This window comes from Crossiella sp. S99.2 (assembly GCF_023094165.1).
In the GTDB taxonomy this organism is placed as follows: Bacteria; Actinomycetota; Actinomycetes; order Mycobacteriales; family Pseudonocardiaceae; genus Crossiella.
Map to the genome: position 1 here is coordinate 56,150 of NZ_JALMDK010000018.1, position 25,065 is coordinate 81,214.

A 25,065-nucleotide genomic window follows, 5' to 3' on the forward strand; every position below is an offset into this window, starting at 1 on the left:
ATCATGGGACAACGCATGCGCACACTGGTGCTGGCGGCCGCCGGGCTACTGGCCTCCGCTGGGCTCAGCCCGGCGAGTGCCGCGGCCGCACCGGCCGAGGATCTGCGGGTCATCACCTCCTCCTTCGAGGGCGGGCAGGGTTGCCTGGCCCCGCTGTGGGGCAGCACGGAACCCGGCGCCTACATCAGCTTCGAGCGGTGCGACAAATCCAGGGCCCAGGCCTGGCACCTGCTCCCCCGCGACGGGGTCTGGGGCGGTTTCCGGTCGGCCACCTCTGGGCTGTGCCTGACCGTGCTCAACAGCGGCACCGGCCAGGGCGAGGACATCGTGCAACAGCCCTGCGCCGGCGCCCCGAACCAGCGCTGGCGATCGGTCTCGCGGGACCCGTTCGCCAAGTTCCTCGAAGAGCACGCCCAGCACAGCGACAAATGCCTGAGCGCGGGCTACACCCACCACACCACGCCGGCCGAGGTGGTGCAGCTGGACTGCCTCAACGTCAGCTGGCAGAAGTTCGCCGTCGACACCTGGTCGCCCGCCACCTGAGCACTCCGCGACCCAATCCCTGACCACGAAAGGAGATTCCCCATGCGGAGATGGCTGTCCGTGCTCACCGCGGTGCTGGTGGCGAGCGTGCTCGCGCCACCGGCGCAGGCCAAACCCCAAGCACCGCGACAAAATCCGGCCGAGGTGACGCTGCAACGCGCCGAGGTCTTCTTCCACACCAACGACGAGGACAAGGACCACGACACCCGGATCAAGATCGTGGTCACCGACCAGAACGGCACCGAGGTCGCCGTGGTCGAGGACACCTTCGGGCACTTCGACGACGGCAGCGACCACGGCCCGTTCCCGATGCGGATCACCACCCCGATCCCGCGGGATGTGATCAACGCCGGGATGACCACGATGGTGATCGACCCCAACGGGAACGACACCTGGCGGTTCAACCTGCGGGTCGGCCTGTTCTTCTCCGACGGCTCCCGGATCGGCACCGATCGCGACGGCCTGGAACTGTCCGAAGGGGACACCACCAAACGCTGGGCCATCGGCGACTACTCCGACGAGTACAAGCGGATGGACTTCAGCTGGATCGCGCAGCCGGACACCCTCGCCGACTCGGTGCGGGACGGTTACGCCCGGCGGATTCCCGCGCTGTTGTGGGAATCCTGCGTGCAACCGGACAACACCGGGCGGGGTGAGGGCTCGGCGAGTCACGTGGCCTCCAGCGCCGCGTTGCTCAAACTGATCGAGGACCCGACCGGGCGGACCGAACTGGCCAGGGCCTTGGGCACCGAACCGCCGCTGATGGCCGATCCGACCGGGCTCTACCGGCGCTGCCTGGACCGGATCGCGCCGGGCTGGCGGCCGCCGCCCACCGGCGCCGTGGACCGGCTCAGCACGCACCCCGGCTGGCGGCGGGTGATCAGCGACCTGATGCGGATTCCCGCGCACGCCGGGAAACCGGGCACGGACGCGGTGACCACCTGTCGCACCAACGGATCCGACACCGAGGACTGGGACATCACGATGTCCCTGGCCATGCGGGCCTGGGGTTTGGTGCGCACCGTGCCGCACTCCGTCCTCTTCGGACCGGCGGATCCCGCCTCGCACCCGGCCAAGATGGCCGAGCTGGAGAAGGAGGTCGCGGCCAGGGTGTGGTTGCAGGGCGGCACCGCCAAGGTGGACGAGATCGTCTGCACCATCGTCGCGCCCGACGTCCCGGAAACCGAGAACCACACCTGGATGATCCGCACCACCCGGTTCCTGCACAACGAGCTGCTGCCGCAGACCCAGACGCCACCGCACCAGCCCAAGTACGTGGTGGAGTACAACCGCGACCCGAACCCGGACAACCGGACCAACGGGGTCCTGGCGTACCTGCGGGACGTGACCGCGCAGTGGTCGCGAGAGGACTTCAAGGAGTACAACGCGCGGCCCTACGTGCGCTACCAGATGATCGGGCTGCTCAACCTGTACGACTTCGCCCTCGACCAGTCGGTGCGCCAGGACGCCAAGAAGGTGCTGGACTTCCTGGCGCTCAAGCACGCGGCCACCTCACAGGACAACCAGCGGGTGGCGCCGTTCCGGCGCAAGCAGGTCGAGCAGACGCCGTACCTGTTCCAGGGCAGCACCACCGATTCCATGTACGAGGCATGGGTGGGCGGGCTGCCGCAGCCGGTCCGGCCCGCCGCGGGCGCGGGCAGCTTCAGCGGTGAGATGGCACTGGCCGCGAGTGCGACCTACCGGCCGCCGGCCTGGATGGCCGATCTGCAGCTGGACACCCGGCACCGGGACTACCTGCAGTACTTCAACGGCCGCAACCAGCACGAGGTGGCCTACGGCGGGCGGGACTTCACGCTCACCGGCGGCGGTCGCCGGACGCCCTGCCCCTACCCGGGACCCGGTGGCATCTGCGTTGGCGCGGGCAACGACGAGGGCACCATGCAACCCACCGTGCTGATCCCGCGCCAGTTGCGCACTGACACCGCCAACACCACCGACAATCCGAAGTACTTCGACAACGTCCGGCTGCAATCCTCCTGGGGCAAGCACATCTCCTGTGTGAACCGCAACATCGCCTGCGGGGAGAAGCTGATCGTGCCCGACCGGGTGGTGCGGGACAGCCCGGACTGCCGGATCACCCTGTCCCAGCCGGGACAGCCGCTGGAGATCGGGCTGCGCTTCGACCGATCCTGCTCCCCGGAGCCCGGCCTGTCCTACACCGGCGACTGCTTTTTCGCCTACGGCAAGCAGATCGCGCTGGCCGCCGGCCTGCCGGAGATCGCCTACCTGGTGACCCACTCCTGCGAACCGGGCAGCAGCGACGCGGACCGCAAGAAGTGGTTCGAGGCATTCGTGGAGTACATGGCGATCCAGGGCAACCCGCGCTCGGAGTGGGACCGCTGCGCGGGACCCAACCAGTACTGGATCAAGGTGCACACCAAGCAGCCGCCAGCGGACCGGATCGACCTGACCGGGGTGACCGAGGGCAGGCCGGTCACCGCGCACGGCACCCTGTGCACCGACGAACCCGGCTTCGAGCTGATCATCAACGGCCAGGGCGGGTTCCCCGGCACCGGCGCGCTCAGCGGCGATCTCACCCTGTCCGGCGGCCGCTATCCGGTGCCCAGGGTCTCCCTGGCCACCACACCGGACCGGACCTCGGCGGCCGGTGAGCAGTTCGCGCTGACCGCCACCATCCACGACACCGACAACCGGGTCCCCACCGGGAAGGTGGCCTTCCTGGTCGGCGCGCGAGTGATCTCCGAGCAGCCGGTGACCGTCGCGCCCGACGGCACGGTGTCGGCGAGAATGCTCACCATCCGGGGCTTGGAGCTGGGCGTCCGGCGGGTCACCGCGGTCTACACCGGGGACGAGGTGTTCACCGGAGCCGCGGTCACCGAAACGCACACCGTCCGCCCGGATCTGGCTCGGGCCAAGGAGCTGATCGAGCAGGGCAACCTGCTGTGGAACCGCGGCGAGCGGGCGGACGGCTACATCCGGACCGCCGGGGCGATCGAGCTGATCCGCGCCCTGGCCGCGGCCGACCCGGCGCACCGCAGGCTGATGGCGGAGTGGCTGGCCAACCCGGCGGCCAACTACCTCGGCGAGCTGGGCAGGCACGGCGAGGCGGTCGAGTTCGTCACCGAGTCCACCGAGCTGTACGACCAGCTCATCCGGGAGAACCCCGGTGACCGGAGCTTGACGGACGGACTGATCGGCGCGCTGTGGGAGGCCGTGGCCATCCACACCCGCACCGGCGACACCGCGAAGGCGGACGCGGCCCGGAATCGCCTGATCCAGCTCGGCGCGTTCGTCGGACGGTGGACGATGACCCAGTCCAACGGCCACGTGGTCACCCTGGAACTGACCGGCGACCGGACCGGCGCCCTGGGCGGTCGCGGCACCTACAACGGGATCGCCGGCGAGATCCGGGACGGACGCCGGACCGTGGACAAGGTGGAGTTCGTCATCCACTGGATCGACGGCGCGATCGGCAAGTACACCGGCCAGCGCGGGGCGGACGGCACATGGTCCGGCGACTCCGTCCGGCTGACCGGCGAACCGATCACCGCCCGCTGGACGGCGATCCAAGCCTGACCCGAAGCCGCCGAGTTGGCCCAAGTCGTACACGTAGTTGGCCCAACCGGGCGTGCGATTTTGCCCAACTCGGCGGCGGAGGTGGGGCTGTGGGTGCGAACATAGGAGTTGATGTCCGTACAGCTCGCATTTGGCCTGACCGCCGCAGCTGGGTCGCGCTGCTGGCTGCCCACCTCCGGCGGCCGGCTCGCACCCAGACCCGCCGAGGACCGGGCCGGCGCGCACCCGCCCGGCGCCCCCGTCGCCATCGGACCGGCCGAGGCCGGACCCGAACAGGTCCGGGAGGCGTGTCGGCAGCTCGTCCTGTTGGTGGGCAAGGGAACCGAGGCGGTCGCGGCGGCGGGCGTCGACCTCGGCGGCGGCTTCACCTCGGCGCGACTGGCCGGGGCGCGCGGGGACCGGCGGGACGCGGTGCTGGCCGCGCTGCGGGTGCTCGGCGCGGACGGCGCGGACCGCCTGGGTGACCGCAGCGCCCGGCTGGTGGCGCTGTTCGGGCCGTCGGCCACCAAACGGGTCGGCGCGGCCGCGCACACCGCGGTCGCCGAGGAACGCTGGGCCGCCCTCGGCCTGGCCGCCGCGGCCTCGGACCTGCTCGGCCCGGAACAGCTGGAACGCCTGCTCGAACTGCGTGCCCCGGACGGCATCGACCCCTTCCCGCGCGGCGCCGCCGCCACCCTGGCCGGGCACCTTTCCCTTGCGCTGAGCGGCTATCCCCAGCCGCGACGGCTCGCGCTGATCCTCAGCCTGTGGGAACAGGTGTGCGCGCGACTTCTGCACCGGCAGCGCCTGACCCGGCTGGCCGCCACGCAGACCAAGGCCGACCGGATCGAGAAACTCCGCACCCGCCACCAGGACTTCTTCGACGGTGCGATCCTGCGGCAGGCGGGGTACAGCCTCGGAAACCGTATGACGCTGGCCGCCGCGGCTCGCTGGCGGCCGCCCTCCTGGTGGGCCACCTGGGAAATCACCTGGTTGCTGCACGACGCCATCGCGGCGACCGCACTGCTGCGGTTCGCCAGGACGGTCTCCGACGAGGGTCTCGCGGCCGCCATCGAGCAGCACCGCGGCGAGCTGCTCGCGGCCGACGCCATCCTCGATGAGGACACGCGGTCCAAGGCCGCCCGTCGTCGGGAGGGCGACTACAGCCACCCGGCGCGGCCGGGGTGCTACCTGCACCAGGTGCTCCAGTCGCTGGAACCGGGACGGGCGATCACCCCGAAGACCGAGAACGCGGTGCGGACCCGGATCGCCATGGCCCGCAACTACGGCGAGGTCGTCCTCGACGCGGTGACCGAGCACCTCCCCACCTTCGAGCGGCAGTACCTGCATCACTGCTGGAACCACCAACAGCGCTGGCAGGCCGGCCACCTGCGCAGGTGGCGGGCCGCGGCGGGGTTCACCAGGGCGCCGGGCAGCTGGGAGCAGCCGCCGCTGGAAGACGCGCACGCCGAGGAGCTGACCCAGCCGCTGGCCCAGCGACTGGCCGCCAACCCGGACGCGGACCCGGTCACCGTGGAGGAACCGCACGATCTGCTGTGGTACGCCGATCTCGCCGACGCGCTGGCGCCCTTCGCCGGCCACGAGTCCGCCACCGCGGTGCCCGGTGAGTCGATGCCCGAACTGTCCTACGCCGGGCCGCCGGACCAGGAACAGCCGAGCGCCGACTCAGTGCCGCTGGCCGCCGCCGAGGTGGCCCAGCTGGTCGCCTTCGGCGCGAAGCCACCACCCCGCTGCCGGAGCTGGACCGAACTCGCCGAGGGGGTCAGCGCCGCCGCGGTGATCGCCGAGGCCAGCGTGGGCGCCTTCCCCATCCCCGCCGAAGTGTCCACTGTGGACAAACAGATCGTCCCGGGCGCGGAACTGGTGGTGGAACTGGGCCGGGAGCCGCGGCAGCTGGCCGCCTGGTCCGGCTACATGGGCAACTGCATTGGCGACACCTGGTACGCCGAGGTGGCCCGCCGCGGCCAGTGCGTGCTGATGGCGTTGCGGCACCCCGTCCAGGGCCACATCGTGGCCAACCTGGACATCCGGCGGCACACCGGCGGCTGGCACGTGCACGAGCTGCGCGCCCGGTTCAACGACGACCTCGACGAGTCGCTGGCGGCGCACATCAAGAACTGGGTGACCGCCCTCCCGGTCCCCGCACCACCCGAACCCGAACCCCTGGAACCCGTGGCACCAGCGCGGGCCCGGGGTGGCGGCGCCCGCCGGAACGCGGCGACCCGGCTGCCCGCCGACCTCACCCGCGACCTGACCGCCGAGGTCGAGCGGGAACTGGCCTCAACGCCGGTCGCCGCGGCCCGGCGCACCTACGTCACGCTGGCGCGCGGGCTCGGCCGAGCCGGGCACCCCGCCGATTTCGAGCCCGAGGCGGCGGTGATCGCGCTGAAACGGCTCAGCCCGGCCGAGCACGTCGACCTGCTCCGCACCGCCCTGGCCAACGGACTCGGCGCGACCGCCCTGTGGCACGCCACCCGGGTCCGGCCGCTGACCACCGCGGTGGGCCGCCTCGACCCGGCGCAACGCGAGTACGACCGGGTGGCCACGCTCACCGGCGGCGGACCGCTGCCACGCTCACTGCGCGCGCTGGTCCGCCGCGCGGCGATCACCCCGGCGCACGCCATGGACGAGGTGGCGCGGGCGGTCCGGGCGGCCATCGGCGCACTGGCCCACGACGAGGCCCTGGGCCGGTCGGTGGCCCGGCGGCCCGCACCCGAACTGGTGTGCGCGCTGGCGATCGCGACCACCTGCGCGACTCCGTCCACAATGGACGGTGTGCTGCGGGTGACCGAGCCGAAGAAGGCGACGGTGCCCGGTTTTCCCGCCGGCGACCTGTTCGACGAGGACGGACCGTGGCAACGAGCCCTGGCCGCGGCGGCCGAACTCGGCGCGCCGGTGCAGGTCTTCGCCGACCGGATCGCCGAGCACGGACTGCTGATCCCGGCGGCGTTGCTGGGCAAGGGCGGCTGGCCCGCGCTCTGGCAGCGCGCCCACCGCTGAGAGTAGGTTGGGGCAATGGCGTGCCGGATCAGTGAACTTGTGCTCGATTGCCGCGATCCCGCGGCGCTGGCGCGGTTCTGGTGCGAGGTCCTGGACTTCGTCGTGCTCGACACCGAGGAGGACGGCTCGATCGAGATCGGGCCGCGCGCAGGGTTCGGCGGGGCGCAACCAACGCTGTTCCTCAGCCGCCAGGACGAGCCGCGGCAGGGGAAATCCCGGCTGCACATCGACGTCAACGCCACCGACCGCGATCAGGGCGCCGAACTCGAACGCCTGCTCGGGCTCGGCGCCCGCCCCGCCGACATCGGTCAGACCGGCCAGGAGCAGTGGCATGTCCTCATCGACCCGGAGGGCAATGAGTTCTGCCTGCTCAAGGCCCGCCTCAACCCGCTCTGACGCCGCCGGTCCCCGGTGCGGCCTGATCGATCTGTTCGCGCAGGATGTCGCCGTGTCCGGCGTGCCGGGCGAACTCCTCGATCATGGCGAGCAGGGTCCAGCGCATGCTGACCGTTCCTTCCAGGGCGATGTCCTTGGTGTCGTCGAGGTCGAAGCGGGCGGCGATCTCCCGTGATCGCCGGCTCGCGCGTTCGAACTCGGCGATCACCTCGGCCAGGGACTCCTCCTCGGTGACGGTGAAGGTGCCCTCGTCCCGCTCCGAGTAGCCGTCGCATTCGGACGCGTCGAGTCCCGCCCAGAACCGTTGGAACCAGATCCGTTCGGCGGCCGCGGCGTGCTTGAGCAAGGAGATCGGTGTCGTCAGTGACGCGACGAGCCGGCGGCGGGCGTCCACTTCGGAGAGGCCGCGGACGGTCTCGATCAGGGCTTCACGGTTGCGATCGAGCATGTTCTCGATGAGCGTGCGTTCGAGGCCGTTGGTGATTCTGTTGGTACTCAAGGCTTTCACTCCATGCGGGGTGTGCGGACAGGACGATGCGTCCAGAGGCTGGAACAGGGGGAACGTCGAGGCGTTCGAGTCGATGCGGGCAGAACACAACACCGCAGTCGCCGGGCAGATCCATTGAAGGCGCCGACGTCGTCACCCTACCACCCGGTCCCGGCGCACGAACAACACCAGCACCGCCGCCAGCAGACTCGCCGCGGCCAGGGCGTAGAGACCCCAGGTGACCTCGCCGGTGGCCTCCTTGATCAGGCCGAAGCCGTACGGGGCGACAAACCCGCCCAGGTTGCCCAGCGAGTTGACCACCGCGACCACCGAGGCGATCGCCACCGGGTGCACGTTGCCCTGCGGAATGGTCCAGAACAGCGGGCTGGCGCTCTTGAAGCCCATCGCGGCCACGCACAGCAGGACCAGCGCGAACAGCGGTGCGGCCACCGCCGCGAGGTAGGTCGCGCCGGCGGCCACCACGAGTGCGGCGATCAGCAGCGGTTTGCTGCGGCCGGTGCGGTCGGAGGCGCGGCCGGTCAGGTACATCGCCACGATCGCGCAGATCCACGGCAGCGAGGACAGCAGGCCGACGGTGACATCGTCCGCGCCGGAGATCCGGTGCACGATGGTGGGCAGCCAGAACGTGTTGGCGTAGATGGAAAGCTGGATCGCGAAGTAGATGAGACAGAACAGCAGGATCTGCGGGTGCAGCAGCATCCGCCAGCGGGACACCGGCCCGTCGGCGGTGGCCCGGCGACCGGCGTCCTCCTGTTCGATCGCGGTGGATAGCGCTTTCTTCTCCGCCACGGAAAGCCAGCCCGCGGTGTCGATGCTGGTGTCCAGCCTGCGGTAGGCGAACAGCCCGACCACCACGGAGAGGGTGCCCTCCAGCACAAAAAGCCATTGCCAGCCAGGGATGCCGAGGAATCCGTGCAGGGCCAGCAGCGGACCGGAGAGCGGGCCGGAGATGGCCGCGGCGATCGAGGAGCCCGCGACGAACAGCGCGGTGGCGCGGCCCCGGTGCGAGGAGGGCAGCCAGCGGGAGAAGTAGTAGATGATCGCCGGGAAGAACCCGGCCTCGGCCGCGCCGAGCAGGAACCGCAGCAGGTAGAAGGAAAGCGGGCCCTGCACGAACACCATGGCCGCGGACACCACACCCCAGCTGACCATGATCCGGGTCAGCCAGATCTTGGGGCCGTAGCGCTCCATCAGCATATTGCTCGGCAGCTCGAAGAACGCATAGGCGATGAAGAACAGCCCGGCGCCGAAGCCGCACGCGGCCGCGCCGAGGACGACATCGGCCTCCAGATGCCGTTGCACGTAACCGATACGCCGAATTGGCCCAAGTCGTACGCCTAATTTGCCCAACTGGGCGTACCACTTGGGCCAACTCGGCAGTTATGAGTCGGGGAACAGGGCCCGCGGTGTGCCGCGCAGCCGGACCGTGACGAGCAGCCCGCCGGTGGGGCCGGGTTCGAGTTCCAGGATCCCGTCGTGGGCCCGGACGATGCTGTGCACGATGGCCAGCCCGAGGCCGACGCCGGCGTGGTCCTCGGTGCGCACGCGTTCGGTGCCGCGCTGGAAGGGTTCGGTCAGGGTCGGCAGCAGCTCCGGCGACAGCGGCCGGCCGGTGTTGGCCACCCGCAGCACACTCGCGCCGTGCCGCGATTCGGTGTGCACCGTGACAGCGCCGCCGGCGGGCAGGTTGTGCACGATGGCGTTCTGCACCAGGTTCATCACCATCCGCAGCAGCAGCGCGGCCGAACCCGCGGTCGGCGTGGGTTCGCCGGTGACCTCCAGGGTGATCCCGCGCCGTTCGGCCAGTGGCAGCAGGGTTTCGGCGGCTTCCTCGGCGAGCAGGGAGAGATCGACGGGCTCGCGGGTGAAGCCGCCGCGGTCGCTGCGGCTGAGCAGCAGCAGGGCCTCGGTGAGGTCGATCGCGCGTTTGTTGGCGGTGTGCAGGCGTTCGATCAGTTCGCCCCGGTCCTGGGCAGGGTCGGTGCGGGCGACTTCCAGGAGTGCCTGGGAGATCGCCAGCGGGGTGCGCAGTTCGTGCGAGGCGTTGGCGGCGAAGCGTTGCTGTTCGGCAACGTGGGATTCGAGCTTTTCCAGCATGGTGTCGAAGACGTCGGCGAGTTCACGGAACTCGTCCCGGCGGCCGGGCAGCCGGATCCGGTGGGACAGCGAGCCCTTCGCGGCCAGCCGGGCCGCGTCGCCGATCCGGTTCAGCGGCGCGAGCATCCGCCCGGCCAGGAACCAGCCGCCCACCAGGCCGATCACCAGCAGCACGATCATCGCCACGGTCGCGGCCTCGCCGAAGATGCGCGACAGCAGGAATCGGTTGGGGCTGATCCCGAGCAGGCCCTGATCCTTGTCCGGCACGTACCGCAGCAGGTACAGCCAGGCCACGGCGATCAGGACACTGCCGGTGACCAGCACGACCCCGGCATAGCTGACGGTGAGTTTCAGCCGGGCGCTCGCACCCGGATGCCTATCCACGGGCATCGCCGCCCTCGATCCGGTAGCCGACGCCGGGCACGGTGGCGATCAGCCAGGGTTCGCCGAGCCGCTTGCGCAGCGCGGACACGGTGATGCGCACGGCGTTGGTGAACGGGTCGGCGTGCTCGTCCCAGGCCCGCTCCAGCAACTCCTCGGCGCTGACCACCCCGCCCTCGGCCGCCACCAGGACTTCGAGCACCGCGAACTGTTTGCGGGTGAGCGCGACGTAACGCCCGTCCCGGAAGACCTCCCGGCGGAACGGGTCCAGCCGCAGGCCCGCGATCTCGCGGACCGGCGGCCGGGCGTGCCCGCGCCGACGATCCAGTGCCCGCAACCGCAGCACCAGCTCACGCAGCTCGAACGGTTTGGTCAGGTAGTCGTCGGCGCCCAGTCCGAACCCGGTTTCCTTGTCGTCGATCCGGTCCGCGGCGGTGAGCATCAGGATCGGGATCCCGCTGCCGGATGCCACGATCCGCCGGGCCACCTCATCACCGGAGGGTCCGGGGATATCGCGATCGAGAACCGCGAGGTCGTAGGAGTTCACGCTGAGCAACGCCAGCGCGGTGTCCCCGTCCCCGGCGATGTCCGCCGCGATCGCCTCCAGCCGAAGCCCGTCCCGGACAGCCTCAGCCAGATGCGGCTCGTCCTCCACGATCAACACGCGCATATCAGCAGCCTAGGCACTCGCCCCACCACCGCGTCGTCCGTTCTCGCACGGCGTGTTGGCCGTTATGGACGGCGAGTTGGCCGTTGCGGACGGCGAGTTGGCCGTTATGGACGGTGCGTTGGCCGAGTGGGCGTACCAAGACTGCGTACGACAACGGCCAACACGCCGGTGAGTTGCGGACATGGCTAGGCGGCCTGGCAGATCGGCGACGCCGGGACGTCGGATCTGGTGCGCCACCAGCGGCGCGAGATCAGCGCGGCCAGCACCGCGCCGGTGGCATTGAGCAGCACATCGTCCACAGAGGACACCCGGTCCAGCTGGAACACGTACTGCGCGACCTCGATCAGGATCGAGGCGCCGCCCGCGACCGCCAGCACCCGCCGTAGCGACCCCATCGCGAAGAACCGCATCGGGGCGCAGAATCCCAGCGCCGCGAAGATCAGCATGTTGCCGATGATCTGGCCGGTGTCCATCTCCAGCAGATCCTGCAACGGCACCAGGCTCGTCCGGCCGGGCACCAGGCCGGCCCGGCTGCCCGGCATCAGGGTCAGCCACACGAACGGCAGCGTCCCGTAGACCAGGCCGACCTCGGCCACCGACCGCCGCCACGCCCACCCCGTCGGCGTGCCCGCGGCCCGCCGGAGCACCGCCAGCCCGCACACCACCGCCCCGGCCACCGGCAGTGCGAGCACCGTGCCGGCCACCAGACCGGTCTCCGTGCCAACCCAGTCCTGCCACTTGTCGAGCACTCTTACTCCGCTTTCCTTCGACCGAGATTGTCTTGTGGTGCCAACAGAAGTCAGGGCGCGCCCATGATGACCTTCTGCTCCAGCTCCAGGATCTCCCCCAGCGGGATGTCGTCGTAATTGCTGAGCACCACGCCGACCCAGCCACTGTCCAGGTAGAGGTTGTAGTTGACGCTGGTGCCGGGATTGGTGCCGCCACGCCCGGTCACCCACTGTCCCTTGTGGATGGACATCGGCATGGTGTAGTTCGTGAACGCCGGGAAATCGGGCGGTGGGCCGCCGAACTTGCCCCGGCCGATGGGGATCTTGGCCTGAGTGAACAGGTCGGCGTATGCCTTCTCCAGCACCGTGCCGTCCCGCAGTCCCTGTGCGAACCTGGCCAGGTCCGTCGCGGTGGCAAAGCCGCCGTTCCCGGCGTGGTCGATGAAGGCGCGGGCATTGTTCTTGCCCGGTTCGAACGGACTCAGGCCGCCCTTGTCCAGGTTCCGGACCGCGTCCACCCGGCTGCCGTCGGCCTGCCGCATGTAGGAGTGCGCGATGTGCGGCTCGGTGAGCCACTGCGGCCTGGTGAAGAACCCCGACCCGGTCATGCCCGCGCGCCGGAAGATGTGCTCCTGCACGTAGTCCCAGTAGGTCAGACCGCTCACCGCCTCCACGATCTGCGCGGCGACTACCAGGCAGCCTTCCGACCGGTCGGAGTCCGAGCCGGGGGCGAACTCCAGCTTGCCCTGCCGGGACCACCGCTCCCAGTACTCGTGCACCTCCTCCTTGCTGTGGAAGACGCGCTGCAGGTCATGCGCCGGGTTGACCAGCCCGGAGCTGCCGCTGAGCAGGTGGTGGACGGTCACCTTCTCCAGGATGTCGGTGGCGAAGCCCTTGAGATGGGTGCCCACCGGTTCCCACAGCCGCACCTTGCCCTGCTGCGCCAGTTGCAGGATGGCCACCGCGGCGAACGGCTGGACCGCCGAGCCCAGATTGACCGCGACGCCGTCATGGTTGCGGATCCCCTTTTCCTTGTCCGCCAAGCCATAACTGCGCGAGAGCACCGTCCGCCCCCGGTAGGACAGCAGCACCGTGCCGGAGAACTTGTCCTCGGCGGCCAGCTTCGCCACAAACCGGTCGTAGGCCCCGCCGGGCAGGGTGTCCGGCGGCAGCCGGTCCTGCCGGGACGACTCAGCCGGTGCCGCGTGGCCAAGCCCGGCGCCCAGCAGCGGCGCCCCGGCCACCGCGCCCGCCGCCGCCAGCCCACCCCAGCCGAGCAGCCGCCGCCGGTCGATGCCGCCTGCGGAATCCGAGTTCATACCCACGGTCCTTCCCTGGCCGGCGCACCGACCGTTGTCGCTTGTCGCCTCCACTGAAGTCGGTGGACTGTTGTCAGGGCGTATGCGGTTTTCGATACGCCCGCGATACATCCCGGCCCGGACTGAAAGACCGGGTCCCCTGACGGACATATGCCCTCCGAGGAGCAGTCCGTCAGAAGGAGAGCCCCCGTTGAGACAGCACCGCCCGCGGGCCGCGCTCAGCCTCGCGCTGAGCACGGTCCTCGCCCTCGCGATCGCGACCCCCGCCGCCGCGACCACGGCCCCCACCAGCCCACCGTCCGCCACCGTCACCTCCGCCGGACAGCACTGGATCACCCTGGTCACCGGTGACCGGGTGCGCACCGACGACCAGGGCAGGCCGACGCAGTTCCGGCCCGCGCCGGGCCGGGACCGCATCCCGGTCGCTGTCCGCTCCGACGCCGGGCACGTGTACGCGGTGCCGGCCGACGCGGAGGTGATGATCGCCCAGGGCAAGCTCGATCGGCGGCTGTTCGACCTGGCCCTGTTGAGCCGTCCCGAGTACACCGCGCGCAAGGGCCTCGGGCTGCTGGTCTCCGCCCAGGGCGGGGCACCGGGGTGGCGGCGGAGCGGAGCCGAGGTGACCCGGTCGTTCCCGCGGATCGGGGCCGACGCCCTGATGGTGTCCGCTGATCGCGCCAGCGGCATGTGGGAAGCGCTTACCGTTGGTAGTGCCAAGGAACGTCGTCCCGCGCCCGGGGTGAGCACGATCTGGCTGGACGCGGTGCACCGGGCCGCGCTGGACCGCAGCACCGGGCAGATCGGCGCGCCAGCGGCCTGGCAGGCCGGGTTCGACGGCAAGGGGGTCAAGATCGCGGTGCTGGACACCGGGGTCGACCAGAGTCACCCGGACCTGGCGAGCCAGGAGATCGCGGAGCAGAACTTCACGCCCGCGCCGGACAACAAGGACCGGGTTGGGCACGGCACGCACGTGGCCTCCATCGCCGCGGGCAGCGGCGCCAAGTCCGGCGGCAAGTACCAGGGTGTCGCGCCGGGCGCGCGGATCCTGGACGGCAAGGTGCTCGGCGATGACGGGTCCGGGGCGGAGTCCGGGATCCTGGCCGGGATCGAGTGGGCGGTGCAGCAGCAGGCGGACATCGTCAACCTGAGCCTGGGCGGCCACGACAGCCCGCTGCTGGACCCGATGGAGATCCTGATCAACAAGGTCTCCGAGCAGACCGGCACCCTGTTCGTGATCGCGGCAGGCAACGCGGGTCCGAACTCGGTCGGCTCCCCCGGCAGCGCACAGGCCGCGCTCACCGTGGGCGCGGTGGACCGCAACGACAAGCTCGCCGAGTTCTCCAGCACCGGGCCCCGCAACGGCGACGGCGCGATCAAGCCCGACCTCACCGCGCCCGGGGTGGGCATCGGCGCGGCGGCCGCGGCGGGCAGCAGGCTGGGTGAGTCCCGGCCCAAACCGGCCGAGGGCTATATCTCCCTGGACGGCACCTCGATGGCCACCCCGCACGTGGCCGGGGCCGCGGCGATCCTGGCCCAGGCTCGCCCGGACTGGCGTGGCGAACAGCTCAAGGCCGCGCTGATGGCCGCGGCGAAACCGGGTGCGCACAACCCGTTCGAGCAAGGCGCGGGCCGGGTCGACGTGGCCAAGGCGATCACCCAGACCGTCTCCGCGGACAGCTCGCTGTCCTTCGGCACCGCGCTGTGGCCGCACGGCGACGACACCCCGATCAAGCGCGACCTGGTCTACCGCAACACCAGCGACCAGCCGATCACGCTCTCGATCGGCGCGGAAGGCAAGGGCCCCAACGGTTCCGCCGCACCGCAGGGCTTCTTCACCCTCGGCCAGAGCACGCTGACCGTGCCCGCCCGCGGCACCGCCACCACCACGCTCACCGCGGACACCAGGCTGGGCGGGGACGCCGAGGGCACCTTCAGCGCCTACGTCACCGCCACCGGCGGCGGCCAGTCCGTCAGCACCCCGGCCGCAGTGACCCGCGAACCCGAGCGGTACAGCGTCACGATCAAGGCGATCGACCGCAAGGGCCGGCCCGCCGCGGACTGGCGGACCGACCTCCAGGGGATCACCGGGGAAGCCAAGGGCACCTACCACGAACTCGGCACCGGCCTGGAAACCCTGCGACTGCCCAAGGGCCGCTACCTGCTCACCGGACGCAGCTGGATCGGCCCGGAACAGCCGGACGCCGGCTACAACTGGTTCAACGGCGGCAACATCGAGGTCGGCGCGGACACCACGCTCACCCTGGACGCGCGGCAGGCCAAGCCGGTGGACATCGGGCTGCCCGACCGCGAGGCGGTGCAGCGACACGCCTACATCAGGGTCGGCCACAAGACGCCGGGCATGGAGTACGGCTTCGGCCTGCTGGGCCTGCCGTTCAACGTCCTGCACACCGCGCACATCGGCCCCGAGGGCAAGCCGGGTGAGACCGAGGAACTGCTGGTCGGCTCCTACTCCGGAGCCGCCGACCGCACCGAGTTCCACCTGGTCGACCAGTCCAGCACGCTCACCCGGTTCTGGACCGGCTACCGCAAGCACCTGACGAACAAGGACCTGGTCACCGTCACCGCCGCGGCCGGTGCCACCGCGCCGGACCGCACCGGCTTCCTCTACGCCAACGCCGCCATCAGCGACAGCCCGGTGATCACCGGGGCCTTCGGCTACGCACTCCCGCACACCCGGACCATGCACCTGTACTCACCCAAGCAGGTCTGGGGTTTCCGCTTCGAGCAGGACCACGGCAGCAGCACCGAGGCAGCCTGGGAAACGGAGGATGAGGTGCTCAAGCCGGGCCGCACCCACCAGAAGACGTTTAATACCGGCGTTTTCGGCCCCGCCCTGCCCGCGGAGCGCCGGACCGGCCTGTTCCGGGACGGGGACATCCTGCTCGGCGGCCTGCCGTTCTTCACCGACGGCCAGGGCCGCGGCGGCGGCTCGGCCATCGACTCCGGCTCCACCGTGCTGAAGCTGGACGGCAAGGTGATCGGCTCCACCGACCGCCCACTGGACCCGGAGACCTTCTTCTCCCTGCCCGCGGCGGCCGGCCGGTACGAGTTCACCACCACGGCCAACCGCAAGGACCTGGCCGCGATCAGCACCTCGGTCAGCACCACCTGGGGCTTCACCTCGGCGCACACCGACGGCCTGACCCGGGTGCCGGTGTCCATGGTCCGGTTCACCCCGGCCCTCGGCCTGGACGGCGCGCTGCCCGCGCACTCCTGGCAGCGGGTGCCGCTGACCGTGCAGGGCGCGGCAGCCGGTGACCAGCTCAAGTCACTGACCGCGGCGGTGTCCTACGACCGGGGCGTCAGCTGGCAGCAGGCATGGGTCGCGGGCGGGGCGGCGTTCGTGGTCAACCCGGCCAAGGGCAAGAGCGTGTCGCTGCGGGCCACCGCGGTGGGCAATGGCGGGGACACGGTCACCCAGACCGTGCTCGACGCCTATCTGACCAAGTAGCGCGGGGAAGGACACGAAGCGCCCGGCCAGCTCCCCTGCCGGGCGCTTCGTGCTGTTCAGCGGCGTGGGAACGCCTGGTCGTAGAGCGCCCGCAGCTCCGCGTCGGCCGGACCGCTGTAACCGCAGCCCATCACCTGCCGGTCGGCGGCGGCGACCAGGTAGGTCTGGCCGGGTTCCGGCGCCAGTCCGGCCAGGATCGCCGAACTGGCCGCGTCGGCGTTGCGGACCTCGGCGAGGTCGGTCTCCGCGCCGGTCCAGGTGCGTTTGACCTGGAGCGTGACCAGGTTGTCCACCACCCGCAGCACGGTGCCCTCGAAGGCCAGCCCCGCGGTCGCGGCCAGGTGCTGGGCCTCCGGTTTGGGGCAGCGGCCGCCGGGGTCCGCGCGGTCGGTGAGCACGTTCACGGTGATCTTGCCGCCCGGTGTCGGCGAGGTGGTCGCCGGTGGCGGGCTGGTGGTGTGCGGGGTGCCGGAGGGCGGTCGGCCGGTGGGGTTCGGCTGGGCCGCGCTGCTGCTGGGCGCTCCCGGGAACGTTCCCGGGAACGTTCCCGTCCCCGGTCCCGGCTGCCCGGTGCTGGTCGGCAGCGCGATGACCGGCCCAGGACCTGGTTCGCCGCCACCACTCCCGCCGCTGGTCAGGGCCACCACCACGACTGTGGTGGCGACCAGGGCGCCGGCGCCGATGAGCACCAGCGGTCGCCGGAGGAAGGGTGGCCGGGGCGCGGGCACGTCGAGCACGGCCGTGCTGGCCTCGGTGAGCAGTCGGCGGGTCTGGTCGGGTGGCAGGGGACGCAGTCCGGCCGCCGGGTCGGCGCGGCGCAGCCGGTCGCGCAGGTTGTCCTCGGTCATGGCCGCTCCCCTTCCGCCTGCGCCCGCTCGTGCTCGGGCAGCATGGACCTCAGCTTCTGCCGTGCGCGGTGCAGACGGATGCTGACCGCGTTCGGGCTCAGCCCCACCACCAGGGCGATCTCGGCCGGGCCGAGTTCCTCCCAGGCCCACAGCCGCACCAGCTCGGCGTCCACAGTGGACAACCGGGCCAGCGCCCCGGCCAGCTCCGGATCCGGGTCCGACCCGGCGGGCGGGGGCTCGGGCGGGGCCTGCTCCGGCGGCCGGGCCAACTGCCAGATCCGCACCAGCAGCCGGTCCTGTCTGCGGCGCGCCCGGTCCGCGTTGGCCAGGCAGTTCCGCGCCACGGCATAGGCCCAGGCCAGCGGCTCGGCCGGGAGTTCGGCCCGCCGCCGCCAGCAGACCAGCAGGGTCTCGGACAGCACGTCGTCCGCGGTCGCCGGATCCGTCCGCCGGGCCAGGTACCGCCGCAACGGCTCGATCAGCCCCTGCGCGAGCGCCTCGAACCCGGTCTGGCGCGGCTCCACGTCCACCTGCTCCACCCTGGGTTATGTCCGGCTGCGCACCCAGTCTTTCAGGGAGGTCCCGGTGCAGGTCAGCGAGTCAGCGAGGCGGGCAGCGCGCCCGGTGCGGGCCAGGAGTCCTCGACCAGTCGGCGCAGCCGGTGCAGCGAGTGGTCGGCGGGCAGCTGATCCGGCTCGCGGTCCGGCGGGTGCACGAGGAGATCGCGGATGGCGTAGGCCAGGGTGTAGAGCCGCAGCCGGGCCGCGGGGTGCGGTCCGGCGAACGCCGCCGGGTAGTCCGACTCCAGCCCGCGCAGCACGGTCGGATGGGTGTCGGCGCCAACCAGGTGGTCGGTATCGGCGCGTTCGCAGAGCCGTTGCAGGTCCAGCAGTGGCGGCCCGAACCGCACCCACTCCAGGTCCAGCACGGTCAGCTCGCCGGCCTCGGACCACAGCAGGTTGCCCAGCTGGAGATCGCCGTGCAGCAGCCCGTGCGCCGCCGGATCGTCCACCGGCTGCCCGAGTGGCGCGAGCTGGTGCAGCACCCCGGCGGCGGCACGCAGCAGACCGGGATCCACGTGCGGCAGGCCGGTCGCGTGCTCGGCCAGCTCGGCCGCGCGCGCGACCGGCAGCGGATTGTGGTCGCCGCCGAGCAGGCCGGTGATCCGGTTCCCCGGGCGGTACGGGCGATCCAGCAGCAGTGCGGTCAGATCGGGCGACGGCGTCCACTCGTGCAGCTCCCGCAGCATGGCGGCCAGCTGGGACACCGCCGACCGCCGTTGCCCTTCGGTCAGCGCGGGCCAGCACTCGTCGAGTGGGCGTCCGGGCACCAGGCGGGTCAGCGAGTAGGCGAGCTGACTCCCGTGCAGGAACAGCGTGCCGTGGTCCAGGACCTCCGGGCAGCGGATCGTAGCGGGCAGCTGCCGGGTCACGGCGACCTCCCGGCCGATCCGGGCGACGTCGCCGCGCCAGGACACCCGCAGCACCACCGGGCCGCGCCACTCGTCCTCGATCAACCAGGTGTCGTTGGAGTGACTGACGATCCGCCGTGGTGGCGCGATCGGCCGCAGCCCGGCGGTGGCGCACGCGTGGTCGAGCCGGGCGTCCGGCGGCGAGACGGTCACCAGCTGATCCTCGCACCCGGCGGCAACCGGTTTCCGGGCCTCAGCCCTTGAGGAAGCGCAGCAACTCCTCGGTGACGAACCGCGGGTTCTCCTCCACCAGCCAGTGCCCGGCCTGCGGCACGTCCACCGCGCGCACGATGTTGGTCAGCCGCGGCGCCACCGTGGCCTTGATCGCCTCGACCTGCCCCTGCGCCGTCATGACCAGCGCCGGAACTCGCACCGGGGCCGCCGCCACGGTGTCCCGGACGTCCTTGTCCAGGCTGCGGTACAGCTCGAAGCCGCCGGTGAGCGCCTCGGGGCGGCGGTAGGTGCGGGCGTACTCGGTGATCTCGGCCTCGGTGAACGGCGAACGGTCGCTGGTGCCGCCGAAAGCCGTGCCACCAAAGGAAACCTGGGGGTAGAACAGGGCCAGGTACTCGCGGACGTTGTCGCCCACCACGGCTTCCGGCACGCGGCGCTGGGAGTGGAAGGCGATGTGCCAGCTCAGCGAGCGGTAGGTGGCGGCGTTGATGCCGGGGCCGGGCAGCGGCAGGTCGAGGTAGCCGAGCTGTGTGGTGTCGGCGGGAAACTGGGCGGCGTACTGGAAGGCCACCGCCGCGCCGAGGTCGTGGCCGATCACGCGGGCGTCGCGCACGCCGAGGCGGTCGGCGATCAGGGTGTGCACGTACCGGGCCAGGGTGGCCTTGTCGTAGCCGGTCGGGGTGCCGCTGCTGTCGCCGAGTCCGGGCAGGTCGACGACGTAGACGGTGTGGTGTTCGGCCAGTGCGGGCAGGATCGGCCACCAGCCGAACCAGGTCTGCGGCCAGCCGTGCAGCAGTACCACCGGGGTGCCGCGGCCGCCGGTGACGTAGTGCATCCGGACGCCGTCGACCTCGGTGAACTCGTGCCGGAAGGTCTTGGCGAAGGCCGGATCGCCGTGGGTGGCGGTGGCGTGCGCGGGAATCTCGGCGGCGGGCGGTGCGGCGCAGGCGGCGGTGCTGAGCAGCAGGGCCAGGGCGATGGCGGCGATCCGGCGGGCGGGGCGGCGCGGTGCGGTGATCATGGGTTCCCGTCCTGGAAACGAGGTCGGCGGCACCGGATGGCGCCGCGGCCAGTCTCGCCAGGGGTTGCCGGAGCTGGCACGGATTCTTGCCGTTCTGGCAACCTGGAGCCATGGACGACGAGATGGACCAGGTGCTCGACGCGGTCGGCCCGCGCCTGCGCGCGTTGCGCACGGCCCGCGACCTCACCCTCGCCGAACTCGCCGCGGCGACCGGGATCTCGGAGAGCACACTGTCCAGATTGGAGAGTGGGCAGCGCAAGGCGACCCTGGAACTGTTGCTGCCACTGGCCCGCACCTACGACGTGCCGCTGGACGATCTGGTCGGCGCGCCACGCACCGGCGACCCGCGGATCCACCTCAAGCCGATCCACAAGTTCGGCCTGACCTTCGTGCCGCTGTCCAGGCGACCGGGCGGGGTACAGGCGTTCAAGATGCTCATCCCGGCCCGGCGCGAACCGGCCGAACCCACCCCGCAGACCCACGCCGGCTTCGAGTGGCTCTACGTGCTCAACGGCCACCTGCGCCTGGTCCTCGGCGAACGCGACCTGACCCTGCCCCCCGGCGAGGCCGCCGAATTCGACACCTCCACCCCGCACTGGCTGGGCAGCGCCGACGGCGAGGCGGTCGAGATCCTCGTCCTGTTCGACCCACAAGGCGTCCGAGCCCACGTCCGAACCACCCCGGAGCGCTAGCTCCCCGGCGTGTTGGCCGTTGTGGACGTCGAGTTGGCCCAACTGGTACGCCGAGTTGGCCCAAGTGGGCGTACCAGTTGGCCCAAGTGGTACCAGTTCGGCCAACGCACCGTACGACAACGGCCAACACGGCGTCCGGAACGGCCAACACGGCGGGTGGGGGGGCTACTTCTCCTGCTGGCGGCGGACCATTTCGTTGATCCAGGTGGGGGCGAAGGGGGAGGTGCAGTTCGGTGGGGTGGGGTAGTCCTTGAGCACCTGTAGGCGTTCGCCGATGGCCAGGGCGCGGGCGCGGTGTTCGGGGTGTTCGATGCCGATCTGGGCCAGGCAGAAGTTCATTGCCCACTGGAGGCGTTCCGGGGCGTCCTTCATGTGCGCCTCGATGAGGTCGAGCAGGGCCGCCAGGTCCAGGCCCTCGGGCTTCTTGATCACGCGTTCGCTGGTCAGCGCCCAGCCCGCGCTGGCCACCACCGGGTCCGGGTCGGCGAACCAGATCAGCCGCAGCTCCTCCGCGTGCGGGCCCTTCTTCACCACGTAGTTGACCAGCCAGTCGTGCACCTTGGGCCGGTGCGCCTCGCGCAGCATGACGTCCAGCTCGTCCCGCTCGAACGCCTTGGGGCGGCAGATCAGCAGCGCCAGCAGCCGGGCCGGGGTCTCCCCCGTGGCCCAGAGCTGCCGGGCGAGGTCCTGCTGGGTTTTCAGCCGTTTCGCGATCGCGCGCAGCTTGCCCAGGTTCACCCCGTGGTCATCGCCGTGCTTCTCGTTCACCGCGCGGGCCTTCGGGTCCTCCAGCGCGGCCAGTTCGGCCAGCAGCTCGGGCACGGTCGTCCCGGCCAGGGTCGTCTCGGCCATCACCCTCTCCTCTTCCGTCCCGGATGCGGCCCAGCCTACGAGCAAGCGCGGTGCGCCGCTCAGCTCCGGGCTGGTCACCGGTCCACGGCGGCCCCGGCCAGCCAGGTGCGCAGGGCCCACCAGGTGTGCAGGGTGGTGAGCACGTTCGAGCGGCCAGTGGGCGAGGTTTCGCTGAGGTCGATCTCGGTGAGTTCGGCCAGCCGGTCCAGGCGGTAGCGCACGGTGTTGGCGTGGATGTGCAGGGCCGTGGCGGTGGCGGTCAGTCGACGGCCGTGGTCGAGGTAGCACAACGCGGTGGCGGCGATTTCCTGGTGGAAGCCGCTTTTCTCGTCCAGCGGGCGCATCAGTTCCGCGGCCAGGGTCGCCGCCAGCGCCGGGTAGGCGGCCAGCGCGGTTTCCCCGGCCAGGTCAGTGAGCCGGTGCACGCCGGTGACGGCCACGGCAAGGGCCCGCACGCACATCGGGTAGACCTCGCGCAGCGCGGTCAGCGCGGTGGCGGGTGCGACCACCAGCTGCACCTCGTCCTCATCGGACCAGCACGGCGGCTGCTGGGCCAGGCCCGCGAGTCGTCCCTCGACCAGGCCGTAGACGCCGCCGAAGGGTTGCAGGCGGGCCTCCAGGGCCCTGGCCCGGCCCGGATCGGTGACGTCGGAGACCACACAGTGGTACTGCTCGGCCGGTCGCAATCCCGCCCGGCCGAGTTCGGCGGCGTCCGGGAAATCGCCGTCGGGCACCAGCAACCGGCGCAGCACCTGGGTGTTCAGATCGCGCGCGGTGCGGGAGAGCTGGAGTTCGGCGGTGTGGTAGCCGCTGATGATGTGCCGTTCCACCGCGCCGACGTAGTGGTCCAGGTCGACGATGAAGTCCAGGATGGTCGCGTCGTCGGCGTCGGTGCCACGGGCCAGTTCCACACTCGCCCTGATCAACTCGGTGCGGCCCGCGTGCACCCCGCGCAGCAGGCCGCCGATGGACACGCCCTGGGCGGCCCGGTCCGCGCCGAGTGCCTGCGCCGCGGTGAACTCGCCTTCCTCGTGCGCGTCGCCGCGTTCCAGGTGCGCGATGCCCTCGGCGAGCAGGGTGGCGATATGCCGCCGGTTCTCCGCCTCCGGCAGCCGGGCCACCTCGGGCGAGTGGGCGCGGGCCGCGTTGGTCACCCTGGCCACGACCTTGTCGTCGGCGGCCACCACCGCCAGCGCGCGCAGCATCACCTCGGTCATCCGCCCAGCAACCACAAGCACCCTCCGGAGACGTCGTTGTGTGGCGGCCACAACGGGGTCGACGGCCTTTGGCGGGACGAGCCTATCTTCGCCTCGGCCACTACTGGTTACCTGGGATCACGCGAGCGTAACAGCGCGGTCCCCTGCCCCGTCAGCTCGCGCCAACACCCCCTTCGGCGCGGAAAGGTGTGTTCAGCGTGCCCAATTCCAGTCAGGACACCGGTTCGGGCTTCAGCAGGCGCACGCTGTTGACAGCGGGTGGCGCGCTGGCCGTCGGCGGCACCCTCGGCATCGCCCAGGCGCAAGCCGCGCCCTCAGCCGGGCCCAGCGCGGACGCGGACGTCATCGTGGTCGGCTCCGGCCTGGCCGGACTGGTCGCGACCTCGGAACTGGCCGCCGCGGGCAAGCGGGTGCTGTTGCTGGACCAGGAACCCGAGGCGAGCCTGGGCGGTCAGGCGTTCTGGTCGCTGGGCGGGCTGTTCCTCATCGACTCCCCCGAGCAGCGCACCGCCGGGATCAAGGACTCCCTCGAACTGGCCCGCAACGACTGGTTCAACACCGCCGGTTTCGACCGGGGCGTGGACAATCCGCTCGGCGAGGACTACTGGGCCAAGCGGTGGGCCGATGCCTACCTGGAGTTCGCCGCCGCGGAGAAGCGGAACTGGTTGCACGGCCTGGGGGTGCGCTGGGTGCCCATCGTCGGCTGGGCCGAGCGCGGCGGCATGCTGGCCGACGGGCCGGGCAACTCGGTGCCGCGCTTCCACCTGACCCTGGGCACCGGTCCCGGGGTGATGGAGCCGTTCGAGAAGCTGGTGCGCGACCAGCACGCCAAGGGCAACGTCTACTTCCGCTTCCGCCACCAGGTCGACGGGCTCATCACCTCCGGCGGCGCGGTCACCGGGGTACGCGGCAGCGTGCTGGCGCACAGCACCGCCGCCCGCGGCACCCCCAGTTCCCGCACCAAAATCGGTGATTTCGAGCTGCGCGCGCCGATGGTCATCGTCACCTCCGGCGGCATCGGCGGCAACCAGGAACTGGTGCGCCGCAACTGGCCCAGCCGCTTGGGCCCGCCGCCCACCCGCATGATCACCGGCGTGCCCGCGCACGTGGACGGCCGGATGCTGGGCATCACCGAGCAGGCCGGGGCCAGGGTGGTCAACCGGGACCGGATGTGGCACTACACCGAGGGCATGACCAACCACACCCCGATCTGGCCCGGCCACGGGATCCGGGTGCTGGCCGCGCCGTCCTCGCTGTGGGTGGACGCCACCGGCCGCCGCTTCCCCAGCCCCGGCATGCCCAGCTACGACACCCTCGGCACGCTGGAGCTGATCAAGCGCTCTGGGCACGACTACTCCTGGTTCGTGCTGAACAAGCGGATCATCGACAAGGAGTTCGTGCTCTCCGGGTCCGAGCAGAACCCCGAGCTGACCGCGAAGAACCTGATCGCCTACCTGGCCAGCCGCCTGCTCAACAGCACGCCCCCGCCGGTGAAGGCGTTCATGGACAAGGGCGAGGACTTCGTCATCGCCAACGCACTGCCGGAACTGGTCGCCGGCATGAACCGGCTCACCGGCAGCAACCTGATCAACCTGGACTTCCTGCGCAGGCAGATCACCTTGCGGGACGGTCAGGTGGACAACCCGTTCACCAAGGACAGCCAGATCATGGGCATCCGCAACTCGCTGGCCTACTCCGGCGACAGCCTGGCCCGAACCGCGCCACTGCACAAGATCCTGGACCCGGCGGCGGGCCCGCTGATCGCGATCCGGATGAACATCCTCACCCGGAAAACCCTGGGCGGCCTGCAAACCGACCTGTCCGGCCGGGTGCTCGGCGCCAACGGCCAGCCCATTCCCGGGCTGTACGCGGCGGGCGAGGTGGCCGGATTCGGCGGCGGCGGCGTGCACGGCTACCGCGCCCTGGAAGGCACTTTCCTCGGCGGCTGCCTGTTCTCCGGCAGGCAGGCCGGGCGGGCCGCGGCCAGAGAGGGCGCGTAGCGGCCGGAGTCCGGCGAGTTGGGCCAACCGGTACGCCGGTTTTGCCCAAGCGGGCGTACCAGTTGGGCCAACTGGTACGCGGGCGCGGGCAGTCCCAGCGACTGGCTGCGGGACAGGG

General features: G+C 71.2%; 19 protein-coding genes. 7 read left to right on the plus strand and 12 right to left on the minus strand.

Annotated features, from left to right (window positions below):
* Positions 1-3: 3 nt before the first annotated feature.
* The 4 genes from MZC64_RS42260 (at position 4) to MZC64_RS42275 (ending at position 7,497) form a co-directional block, all read left to right on the plus strand.
* Entirely contained in the window at positions 4-543 is a 540-nt protein-coding gene (locus MZC64_RS42260; RefSeq protein WP_247765116.1) for an RICIN domain-containing protein, read from the plus strand.
* A gap of 42 nt (positions 544-585) precedes the next feature.
* Complete coding sequence (locus MZC64_RS42265; protein WP_247765117.1) at positions 586-4,101, plus strand: Ig-like domain-containing protein; 3,516 nt, start codon at positions 586-588, stop codon at positions 4,099-4,101.
* A gap of 111 nt (positions 4,102-4,212) precedes the next feature.
* Complete coding sequence (locus MZC64_RS42270) at positions 4,213-7,101, plus strand: hypothetical protein (protein WP_247765118.1); 2,889 nt, start codon at positions 4,213-4,215, stop codon at positions 7,099-7,101.
* A gap of 15 nt (positions 7,102-7,116) precedes the next feature.
* Positions 7,117-7,497: a VOC family protein gene (locus MZC64_RS42275; protein ID WP_247765119.1), complete on the plus strand. Its 381-nt coding sequence runs from the start codon at positions 7,117-7,119 to the stop codon at positions 7,495-7,497.
* Here the strand turns inward: MZC64_RS42275 and MZC64_RS42280 are convergent.
* The 6 genes from MZC64_RS42280 to MZC64_RS42305 all read right to left on the minus strand — a co-directional run bounded on the left by MZC64_RS42280 (position 7,484) and on the right by MZC64_RS42305 (position 13,200).
* Positions 7,484-7,996 carry a DinB family protein gene (locus MZC64_RS42280; protein ID WP_247765120.1) on the minus strand — a complete coding sequence of 171 codons (513 nt, stop codon included), beginning with the start codon at positions 7,994-7,996 and terminating at the stop codon, positions 7,484-7,486. The genes MZC64_RS42275 and MZC64_RS42280 overlap by 14 nt on opposite strands.
* A 141-nt stretch (positions 7,997-8,137) precedes the next feature.
* A complete protein-coding gene (locus tag MZC64_RS42285; protein WP_247765121.1) occupies positions 8,138-9,307 on the minus strand; it encodes an MFS transporter in 1,170 nt (389 codons plus the stop codon).
* A 78-nt stretch (positions 9,308-9,385) separates the two neighbouring features.
* On the minus strand, positions 9,386-10,486 hold the full coding sequence (locus MZC64_RS42290) for a HAMP domain-containing sensor histidine kinase (protein WP_247765236.1): 1,101 nt from the start codon (positions 10,484-10,486) through the stop codon (positions 9,386-9,388).
* Complete coding sequence (locus tag MZC64_RS42295; protein WP_247765122.1) at positions 10,479-11,153, minus strand: response regulator transcription factor; 675 nt, start codon at positions 11,151-11,153, stop codon at positions 10,479-10,481. Before MZC64_RS42295 ends, MZC64_RS42290 begins: the two co-directional genes overlap by 8 nt.
* A gap of 185 nt (positions 11,154-11,338) precedes the next feature.
* Complete coding sequence (locus MZC64_RS42300) at positions 11,339-11,902, minus strand: VanZ family protein (RefSeq protein WP_247765123.1); 564 nt, start codon at positions 11,900-11,902, stop codon at positions 11,339-11,341.
* A gap of 50 nt (positions 11,903-11,952) precedes the next feature.
* A complete protein-coding gene (locus tag MZC64_RS42305) occupies positions 11,953-13,200 on the minus strand; it encodes a serine hydrolase (protein ID WP_247765124.1) in 1,248 nt (415 codons plus the stop codon).
* Positions 13,201-13,390: 190 nt separating this feature from the next.
* On the opposite strand from MZC64_RS42305, the gene MZC64_RS42310 reads away from it, so the two are divergent.
* The gene (locus MZC64_RS42310; protein WP_247765125.1) at positions 13,391-16,672 is read left to right on the plus strand and encodes a S8 family serine peptidase; all 3,282 of its coding nucleotides are present in this window, start codon (positions 13,391-13,393) and stop codon (positions 16,670-16,672) included.
* A 56-nt stretch (positions 16,673-16,728) separates the two neighbouring features.
* Here the strand turns inward: MZC64_RS42310 and MZC64_RS42315 are convergent, their stop codons facing one another.
* The 4 genes from MZC64_RS42315 to MZC64_RS42330 form a co-directional block, all read right to left on the minus strand.
* Positions 16,729-17,520 carry a hypothetical protein gene (locus tag MZC64_RS42315; RefSeq protein ID WP_247765126.1) on the minus strand — a complete coding sequence of 264 codons (792 nt, stop codon included), beginning with the start codon at positions 17,518-17,520 and terminating at the stop codon, positions 16,729-16,731.
* Entirely contained in the window at positions 17,517-18,050 is a 534-nt protein-coding gene (locus MZC64_RS42320; RefSeq protein ID WP_247765127.1) for a sigma-70 family RNA polymerase sigma factor, read from the minus strand. The genes MZC64_RS42315 and MZC64_RS42320 overlap by 4 nt, the downstream gene beginning before the upstream one ends.
* Before the next feature lie 62 nt (positions 18,051-18,112).
* On the minus strand, positions 18,113-19,144 hold the full coding sequence (locus MZC64_RS42325) for a phosphotransferase (protein WP_247765128.1): 1,032 nt from the start codon (positions 19,142-19,144) through the stop codon (positions 18,113-18,115).
* 40 nt (positions 19,145-19,184) lie between these two features.
* Positions 19,185-20,186, minus strand: a complete 1,002-nt coding sequence (locus tag MZC64_RS42330; RefSeq protein ID WP_247765129.1) for an alpha/beta fold hydrolase — start codon at positions 20,184-20,186, stop codon at positions 19,185-19,187.
* 110 nt (positions 20,187-20,296) lie between these two features.
* Between MZC64_RS42330 and MZC64_RS42335 the strand changes: the two genes are divergently transcribed.
* Positions 20,297-20,878: a helix-turn-helix domain-containing protein gene (locus MZC64_RS42335; RefSeq protein ID WP_247765130.1), complete on the plus strand. Its 582-nt coding sequence runs from the start codon at positions 20,297-20,299 to the stop codon at positions 20,876-20,878.
* 165 nt (positions 20,879-21,043) lie between these two features.
* Here MZC64_RS42335 and MZC64_RS42340 read toward each other — a convergent pair whose 3' ends face one another.
* Together MZC64_RS42340 and MZC64_RS42345 are read right to left on the minus strand one after the other, a co-directional pair.
* Positions 21,044-21,730 (minus strand): DNA alkylation repair protein, encoded by a 687-nt coding sequence (locus MZC64_RS42340; protein WP_247765131.1) that lies wholly within the window; start codon positions 21,728-21,730, stop codon positions 21,044-21,046.
* A 74-nt stretch (positions 21,731-21,804) separates the two neighbouring features.
* On the minus strand, positions 21,805-22,947 hold the full coding sequence (locus MZC64_RS42345) for a helix-turn-helix domain-containing protein (RefSeq protein WP_247765132.1): 1,143 nt from the start codon (positions 22,945-22,947) through the stop codon (positions 21,805-21,807).
* A 290-nt stretch (positions 22,948-23,237) separates the two neighbouring features.
* Here MZC64_RS42345 and MZC64_RS42350 point away from each other — a divergent pair, with 290 nt between their 5' ends.
* Positions 23,238-24,947 (plus strand): FAD-binding dehydrogenase, encoded by a 1,710-nt coding sequence (locus MZC64_RS42350; protein ID WP_247765237.1) that lies wholly within the window; start codon positions 23,238-23,240, stop codon positions 24,945-24,947.
* Positions 24,948-25,065 lie beyond the last annotated feature (118 nt).